Here is an 8,031-nt window from a genome sequence, read left to right on the forward strand (position 1 = left end):
AGCTATGTTATTAATACTATGTGATTTTTGATATAAATCAAAGACAAGCATTCACCGAGTCTCTCGTTCACACCTGCCCCGGTTGTATATCTGGGTTGTGTAAAATGCTGTGGTTTTCAGAACACACCCCCTGCCGCATTCTGTTGAATGCTTGATCTAAATCAAGGCTGCACACTGCTGTGCGTGATTTCTCCGCTTCAGATATCACAGCGCAGTTAGAAGAGTATCAAACGATGGTGAAGCTTCGTTCCTTATTGACCGCCATGGTGGCCGGGGTGGCCGCTCTTTCTGGCACAGCCAAGGCGCAGACCACCCAGGTGGCTCCGGCCCCCGCTACGTCCAATGCTGCTTATGTCAACGCTCCGGTGCTGAGCCACATCCCGTCAGCACCGCGTCCTTACAGCGGCCATTGCGGCATTTTTGAAACCTGCGCCAGCACCAAGATCGGTCTGGGCAAGGGCGATTTCATGATCCGCCTTTCCGGCGTGGGTGTTCTGCCGCAGGATCGTGACAGCAACGTAAGTCTGCATGCTGGTGGCGCAACCATTCCCCTGCGCAACACCCACCTGTCCACCACCAATCAGGCAATGCCTGAACTGACGCTGGAATACTTCCTGACGGACAACGTGTCTGTTGACCTGATCGCCACCAGCACCCGTCACGAAGTGGCTGCACTGGGTAGCGATGTTCCGTCTCTGGGTGGGCCGCGCAAGCTGGATGTCGGGAGCGCTTGGGTGCTGCCGCCGACGCTGACCTTCGCTTGGCATTTCCGTCCGCACAAGCGCTTCAACCCGTATGTGGGTGTGGGTGCCACGGCCATGTGGTTCCACAACATGAAGGGCAACGCTGGCAGCCCGCTGGGTCTGACCAAGCTGAACGCTGGCTTCACTGGTGGTCCGTCTGTCAACGCCGGGTTTGACTATCAGCTGGTTGGCAACTGGTTCTTCAATGCAGACGTCAAACAGATGTTTGTCCGTATGCACGCCTGGGTTCAGAACCCGGCAGAAACGCTGCGTGTCCGTGCCCATGAATCTCTGGACCCGACCGTCGTTTCCGCTGGTATCGCTTACCGGTTCTAATGGCATGAGCGCGGCATCTTCTTCAGATCTGGTTCACCGTTACGGCGGGAACCTGCCGCGCTATACCAGCTACCCGACTGCCGCCAGTTTTTCTGAGGCAGTCGGCCCCGCGCAAGCTGAAAGCTGGCTGCGCGCCCTTCCGGCTCAGCAGCCGGTTTCTCTCTATTTCCACGTTCCTTTCTGTGATGAGCTGTGCCGTTTTTGTGGGTGCAACACATCCGTCATGCGGCATGAAGACGGGCGTCTGGCCTACGGTGATCTTCTGCGGGAAGAATTACGCCGTGTTGTTGCGCTGGTTGGAACGCGGCGTAGTGTAAAACATGTGCAGTTTGGCGGCGGCACCCCTTCCACACTCCCGGCATCGGCTTTGCGGCAGATCATGCGGTCTGTGCGGTCCATGTTCCAGATTGAGCCGGATGCCGAACTGTCCATGGAGCTTGATCCACGCCATGTGCCCGTAGGTTATCCGGCTCTTCTGGGTGGTCTGGGTTTCACGCGGATCAGTCTCGGCGTGCAGGATCTGAACCCTCAGGTGCAGGATGCCTGTGGCCGCCATCAGTCTTTTGAACAGACAGAAGCCTGCGTTACCGCTGTACGGAATGCAGGGGTGTCTGGCGTCAATATTGATCTGATCTATGGCCTGCCATACCAGACAGAAGAAAGTGTCGCAGAAACTGCACGCAGGATTGCGTCTTTGCGCCCGGATCGTCTGGCCGTGTTCGGATACGCCCATGTGCCCTGGAAACAGAAACGTCAGCGGCTGATCCCTGAAGAGTCTCTTCCCAAGCCATCTGAACGTCTTGCCCAGCGGGCCCGTATGGATACCGTGTTACGGGCAGAGGGCTATCTGCCGGTCGGTCTGGATCATTACGCGCTGCCTCAGGATGCGCTGGTGCGGGCCGCATCAACAGGCACGCTTCGCCGTAATTTTCAGGGTTATACGACCGATTCGTGCGATGTTCTGCTGGGTATGGGGGCCTCCGCCATTTCCATGCTGCCCGATGGATACGTGCAGAATATTACCGCAGTCGCGCCTTATGCTCGGGCCATGGCGGATCATGATGGTCTGCCCATCGCGCGGGGTGTGGAGCGCACGGCAGATGATCGGCTGCGAGGCAGCCTGATAGAACGGCTGATGTGCGATATGGGCGTTGATCTGGAACAGATGGAAGCTCAGCTGGATGTCTTCTCGCCGGAGCTGGGTGCGCTTGAACCGTTGATTCAGGATGGACTGGTCACGGTGGAAGGCCCCAAAATCACAGTGACAGAAAAAGGACGGCCTTTTTTGCGTCATGTGGCGGCCGTGTTTGATACCCACCGGAAAACCTTGTCTCAGGCGCCTTCTAGCGGGGCACCCCAGCCGCGTTTTGCGGGCGCGCTCTGAACCTCATTCACAGCTCTGCGTATAAGCATGAGTTGATCGTGTCGCTGTTTTGGCGCATGGAAAGAGGCTGTCCACCCCACATGCAAAGCAGATTTGCTATCAGGGAGTGGCACCCGTACCGTAACTGAAGGACAGGGCAGATGCATTCTGACGCCCAGGTTTTAGGGACCGGCACCGCTTCCGCGTTTGTAAAAATGCTGGCGGGAACCCGTCCCGCACCATACCCCTACCCGCACTGGATGATGGATTCTGTCCTGACGCCAGAGGCGTGTGATGCGCTTGTTGAGTGGGACCCCGGCGCACAGGCGCGTGCTGGGGATGTTGGAGGGCGTCGTGAAACGCGGAACAAGGCGCGGGTGTTTGTAGACAAAGCCAAGCGTGCGCAGGATGCGCGTCTTGATCGTATGGCTCATGTGCTGAACAGCGCGGAAGTGCGTCAGGCCTTTGCAGATTATTGCGGGGCCCAACTGGACGGTGCGGCCCTGCGCTTGGAACTGTGCCTGGATACGGATGGGTTCTGGCTGGAGCCGCATACGGATATCGGGGCCAAAAAACTGACCCTCCTGATCTCACTTTCTCAGGATGACAATGCGGAGGACTGGGGCACGGACCTCATGACGCCGGAAGGTCAGTCCGTTGCCCGGGCATCCGGTACGTTCAATTCCGGCGTGTTGTTTATTCCGTCAGATAAAACGTGGCACGGCTTTGTAAAACGACCCATCAGCGGCACCCGCCGCACCCTTATTGTCAATTTTGTCGATCAGAGTTGGCGTGCGGTGCATGAACTGGCATTTGGCCCGGTTGCTGCGCACGTCTGACGTTTGACAGTCATCCCTTTTTCAAGCTGGCCCACCATGACTGGTGGGCTGTTTTTTGCAATTCCGGCCTAGATCGGCTTTAGGAGGCCCCGCGCAAGCGTTCCGGGGAGAGGACAAGAATGAGCGAAACAGTGCGTGAGTCGATGGAGTTTGATGTCGTCATTGTTGGCGGTGGTCCGGCAGGGTTGGCTGCGGCCATTCGTCTGCGTCAGCTCTCGCCTGAAACCAGCGTTTGCCTGATTGAAAAAGGCAGCGAGATTGGGGCCCATATTGTCTCTGGTGCGGTGATCGAACCCCGTGCGCTCGCTGAATTGCTGCCAGACTGGAAAGAGCGCGGCGCACCGCTGAACACAGCCGTTACCGCCGAGGAAATGCTGTATCTGACAGAAACCGGCAGCGTGCGCGTGCCTTTTCTGGACAAACTGATGCCGCACATGGCCAACCACGGCAATTACATTGTCAGCCTGGGGGAAGTGTGCCGCTGGCTGGCAACGCAGGCGGAAGAACTGGGTGTGGAAATCTACCCCGGTTTTGCGGGTGCGGAAGTTCTGATTGAAAACAATCGTGTGGCTGGTGTGGCAACGGGCGACATGGGCATCACGCGCGAAGGGGAACACGGCCCCAACTACCAGCCAGGTATGGAACTGCGTGGTCGTTATACTCTGTTTGCCGAGGGATGCCGTGGGTCTCTGACCAAACAGGTCATGGTTCATTATGACCTGCGCAAAGGGGTGGACCCACAAACCTATGGTCTGGGCATCAAGGAAGTGTGGGAAATCCCGGCCGAGAAGCATCGTCCCGGTCTGGTGCAGCATAGCTTTGGCTGGCCTCTGGATGATCAGACCTATGGTGGCGCATGGCTCTACCATTTTGGCGAAAATCTGGTGTCTTACGGCTTTGTGGTCGGGCTGGATTATCCCAACACATGGCTTTCCCCGTTCGAGGAAATGCAGCGCCTCAAGCTCCATCCTGCATTCCGCAAACATCTGGAAGGGGGACGCCGCGTCAGCTATGGCGCGCGCGCACTTTCAGAAGGCGGTTTGCAGGCTGTCCCCCGTCTGACTTTCCCCGGCGGTGCTCTGATCGGGGATTCCGCCGGGTTCCTGAACGTGCCTAAAATCAAGGGCACGCATACGGCCATGAAGTCCGGCATGCTGGCGGCAGAAGCAGTGGTGGAAGCGCTGGCAAGCAACCGGCCCGAACCAGCTTCCTTCACGCAGCGGGTGAAAGACTCCTGGTTGTGGGAAGAACTACGCACGGCGCGGAATATCCGTCCGGCCTTTGCCCGTTTCGGCATGAAGAAAGGGGCCATCTACGCCGGTATTGATGCCATGTTGCTGAAAGGTCGCGCTCCTTGGACGCTGCATTTCAAGCATCAGGATAACGAGGTGCTCAAACCGGCGTCTCTGTGTGAAAAGCCAGCCTACCCCAAGCCGGATGGCCAGTTGACGTTTGATCGGCTCTCATCTGTTTTCCTCTCTGCCACCAACCATGAAGAAGATCAGCCGGTTCATCTGCGGGTGAAGAATCTGTCTCTGTGGAAAACGGTTAACTGGGATGTGTTCCGCGCACCAGAAAGCCGCTACTGCCCGGCAGGTGTGTATGAAGTGGTGGATGAAGCGACGGACCCACGTCTGCAAATCAACGCGCAGAACTGCGTGCATTGCAAAACCTGCGATATCAAGGATCCCGCCCAGAACATAGACTGGGCCGTGCCGGAAGGTGGTGGCGGACCTAATTATCCTGCCGGTATGTGATTTTTGGTCAAAATACTGTATGGCAGCGTCTGAAAGATCCTGCATCTGCAAGCGAAAGAAGCCATGAAGATTGTAGTACCTGTCAAACGGGTTGTTGATTACAACATCAAGCCGCGTGTTAAGGCGGATGGTAGCGGTGTTGAAACTGCTGGCGTGAAGATGTCCATGAATCCTTTTGACGAGATTGCGGTTGAAGAAGCCATTCGTCTGAAGGAGAAGGGTGTCGCGACGGAAGTTGTCGTTGTGTCCATTGGTGTGCAGCAGGCGCAGGATACGCTGCGCACGGCCATGGCCATGGGGGCAGACCGCGCCATTCTGGTTCTGTCTGAAGAAAGCCCGGAACCTCTGGCGGTTGCCAAGGTGCTCAAAGCGATTGTGGCCAAGGAAGAACCGGGTCTGGTGATTCTGGGCAAACAGGCCATTGATGATGACATGAACGCCACAGGCCAGATGCTGGCCGGTCTTCTGGGCTGGGGGCAGGGCACGTTTGCCGGCAAGGTGGATGTTGCGGATGGCTCCGTGCGTGTGAGCCGTGAAATTGACGGGGGGACGGAAGAGGTCTCTCTCACGCTGCCCGCCATCATCACTGCCGATCTGCGCCTGAACGAACCGCGCTATGCCTCGCTGCCCAACATCATGAAAGCCCGCAAGAAGCCGCTTGAAACGCTGAATGCGGCTGATCTGGGTGTGGATATGACACGTCGCCTTACCGTCGTCTCCGTGGCGGAACCGCCGCAGCGTCAGGCGGGTGTGAAGGTTGGCTCTGTGAGTGAGCTAGTTGAGAAACTGCGTAACGAAGCAAAGGTAATCTGATCATGACCGCTCTTGTTCTTCTCGATCATGAAGACGGCCGGATCAGACAGGCCGCTCTTTCCGCCGTGACGGCTGCTGCCAAGCTTGGTGATGTGCATGTACTGGTTGCCGGTGATGACGCCGTAGCGCAGGAAGCTGCCAAGATTGCCGGTGTCTCCAAGGTGCTGCATGCGGCCGATGCCCGTTATGCGCATGAACTGGCCGAACCTCTGGCCGCGCTGATTGTCTCTCTTGCTGGTGGGTATGACCACATTGTTGCGGCGGCAGGTGCGGTGGGCAAGAACGTGCTGCCACGTGCGGCTGCGCTGCTGGATGTGCAGCCTATCCCTGATGTGATCAGCATTGTGGATGGCGATACATTCGTACGCCCCATCTACGCAGGCAATGCACTGGCAACCGTCAAATCGTCCGATACAAAGAAAGTGCTGACGGTTCGCAGTTCCGCCTTTGATGCGGCTGCTACGGAAGGCGGCTCTGCTCCAGTTGAAACGGTTGCTCCGGTGGACAGCCCGGCTGTTTCCAAGTTTGAGGCGGTGCATCTGTCTGAATCTGAGCGCCCTGAACTGGAATCCGCCCGGGTTGTGGTGTCTGGTGGCCGTGGACTTCAGAGCGAAGAGAAGTTCCACATTCTGGACCCGCTGGCTGACAAGCTGGGCGCTGCCATTGGTGCTTCCCGTGCGGCTGTGGATTCCGGTTTTGTGCCCAACGATTATCAGGTTGGTCAGACCGGCAAGATCGTGGCCCCTGATCTGTATCTGGCATTCGGGATTTCGGGCGCTATCCAGCATCTGGCCGGCATGAAAGACAGCCGCGTGATTGTTGCGGTGAACAAGGACCCTGAAGCCCCCATCTTCCAAGTGGCGGATTATGGCATTGTGGGAGATCTCTTCGAGATCGTTCCTCAGCTTACAGAAGAACTGAAGTAAGTTTTTCGCTTAAAGGCGAAAGACGTTAAAAAAACCTGCATGGTTGAAACTGGAACCATGGCAGGGTTTTTTTATATCCTCTGTCTGACGCCCTCAGTGCGCAGTAGTCAGTGGGACTTATTGGTGCCGTATGTCGCCAGAAACATATGGACAGCGGCATGGATTACTTTTTCCTTGTCCGCTGGCTCATTTTCAAATGGCATGTTGAAGCGTTTTCGGTGAGCAAGGCGTGTCTGGCATAGCGTGAAAAACTGCTCAGCGGCAAAGGTGGGGTCCTCCACCGCCAGCGTGCCGTTTTCAACCTGCTGCTGAATCCAACCTGCCAGGGTTTCGATCGCAATTTTGGGGCCGTGTTGCCAGAAGCTGGTGGCAAGGTGCGGGAAATGTGGCGCTTCGGAGACGATGATCCGATAGAGCATGATGCTCTCTGGCAGGGTAATCAGATGCACCATGGCGCGCGCAACCGCGGTCAGGGTTTCCTTCACGGGTTCATTAAGCTGAATAGGAGCCAGTGCCAGCGGCAGCTTCTCGCGGCAATTATGCTCAACAAATGCAGCGAACAGATCTGCCTTGTTGGTAAAATAATTGTAAAGAGTGCCTTTTGACACGCCAGATTCGCGGGCAATGGCAGACATGCTTGCCCCCTCAAATCCATGGGCGGCAAAAATGACCAACGCGCCATCCAGAATTTGCTGGCGTTTGGCCTCAGACTCCCCCGAGCACTGGCTGGGCGGCATGGCGGAAGGGGGGAGTGAAACAGACATGGTAGATGGTTATTCCCAAGTATGACGATTGACGCAACATTGAAAAACGATAGGTTAGCATGCTGACCGAACCGATCGGTCAGCGCAAGATTGGTTCTAGGTATAGACAGACTTTACATTGGGAGCAGACGGGTGGCTAAACGGTATGCGCGGGGCGCAAGCACCATGGTTCTGGCATTTCTGCTAGGTGGGTGCATGGTTGGCCCGGACTTCAAAAAGCCCGCTGCATGGACGCCTGAACAATGGCAGCATGCCAAACTGGAAGGAGCGTCCCGTAATCTTAGTGTGCCAAGCAATCAGGCTCCTGATCCGGAATGGTGGTCTGCCTTCCATGATCCGGAACTGACATCTCTTGAAAAACGTCTGGCGGCGCAGAACCTTGATGTGCAGCAGGCAACAGAACAACTGGCCGTTAGTCGTGGCCAGTTGCTGATTGCAGGGGCCGAGCGCCTGCCTGATCTGGCGGCAACGGGGTCCTACAAGCGGGCTC

At 56.8% G+C, this 8,031-nt stretch carries 8 protein-coding genes (1 of these 8 cut by a window edge); 7 read left to right on the forward strand and 1 reads right to left on the reverse strand.

Annotation, left to right across the window (positions count from 1 at the left end):
- Nucleotides 1–233 precede the first annotated feature (233 nt).
- From ASN_RS08155 to ASN_RS08180, 6 genes are all read left to right on the forward strand, one after another.
- Complete coding sequence (locus ASN_RS08155; RefSeq protein ID WP_035382689.1) at nucleotides 234–1,079, forward strand: OmpW/AlkL family protein; 846 nt, start codon at nucleotides 234–236, stop codon at nucleotides 1,077–1,079.
- Nucleotides 1,080–1,083: 4 nt separating this feature from the next.
- A complete protein-coding gene (gene hemN / locus ASN_RS08160; protein ID WP_058987866.1) occupies nucleotides 1,084–2,463 on the forward strand; it encodes an oxygen-independent coproporphyrinogen III oxidase in 1,380 nt (459 codons plus the stop codon).
- Nucleotides 2,464–2,603: 140 nt separating this feature from the next.
- A complete protein-coding gene (locus tag ASN_RS08165) occupies nucleotides 2,604–3,281 on the forward strand; it encodes a 2OG-Fe(II) oxygenase (protein ID WP_058987867.1) in 678 nt (225 codons plus the stop codon).
- 119 nt (nucleotides 3,282–3,400) lie between these two features.
- Nucleotides 3,401–5,038 carry an electron transfer flavoprotein-ubiquinone oxidoreductase gene (locus ASN_RS08170; protein WP_058987868.1) on the forward strand — a complete coding sequence of 546 codons (1,638 nt, stop codon included), beginning with the start codon at nucleotides 3,401–3,403 and terminating at the stop codon, nucleotides 5,036–5,038.
- Nucleotides 5,039–5,101: 63 nt separating this feature from the next.
- Nucleotides 5,102–5,851, forward strand: coding sequence for an electron transfer flavoprotein subunit beta/FixA family protein (locus tag ASN_RS08175; RefSeq protein WP_006558647.1), 750 nt, complete (start codon nucleotides 5,102–5,104; stop codon nucleotides 5,849–5,851).
- 2 nt (nucleotides 5,852–5,853) lie between these two features.
- Complete coding sequence (locus tag ASN_RS08180; RefSeq protein WP_058987869.1) at nucleotides 5,854–6,777, forward strand: FAD-binding protein; 924 nt, start codon at nucleotides 5,854–5,856, stop codon at nucleotides 6,775–6,777.
- A gap of 107 nt (nucleotides 6,778–6,884) precedes the next feature.
- On the opposite strand, the gene ASN_RS08185 is transcribed toward ASN_RS08180, so the two are convergent.
- A complete protein-coding gene (locus ASN_RS08185) occupies nucleotides 6,885–7,541 on the reverse strand; it encodes a TetR/AcrR family transcriptional regulator (RefSeq protein ID WP_006558649.1) in 657 nt (218 codons plus the stop codon).
- A gap of 165 nt (nucleotides 7,542–7,706) precedes the next feature.
- Here ASN_RS08185 and ASN_RS08190 point away from each other — a divergent pair, with 165 nt between their 5' ends.
- Nucleotides 7,707–8,031, forward strand: the 5' end (the start) of a protein-coding gene (locus tag ASN_RS08190; RefSeq protein WP_006558650.1) for an efflux transporter outer membrane subunit. It continues 1,175 nt past the right edge of the window; 325 of the gene's 1,500 nt are visible here — the first part of the coding sequence; its start codon is at nucleotides 7,707–7,709; its stop codon lies beyond the right edge, outside the window.

The sequence above is a fragment of the Acetobacter senegalensis genome (assembly GCF_001499615.1).
GTDB lineage: Bacteria > Pseudomonadota > Alphaproteobacteria > Acetobacterales > Acetobacteraceae > Acetobacter > Acetobacter senegalensis.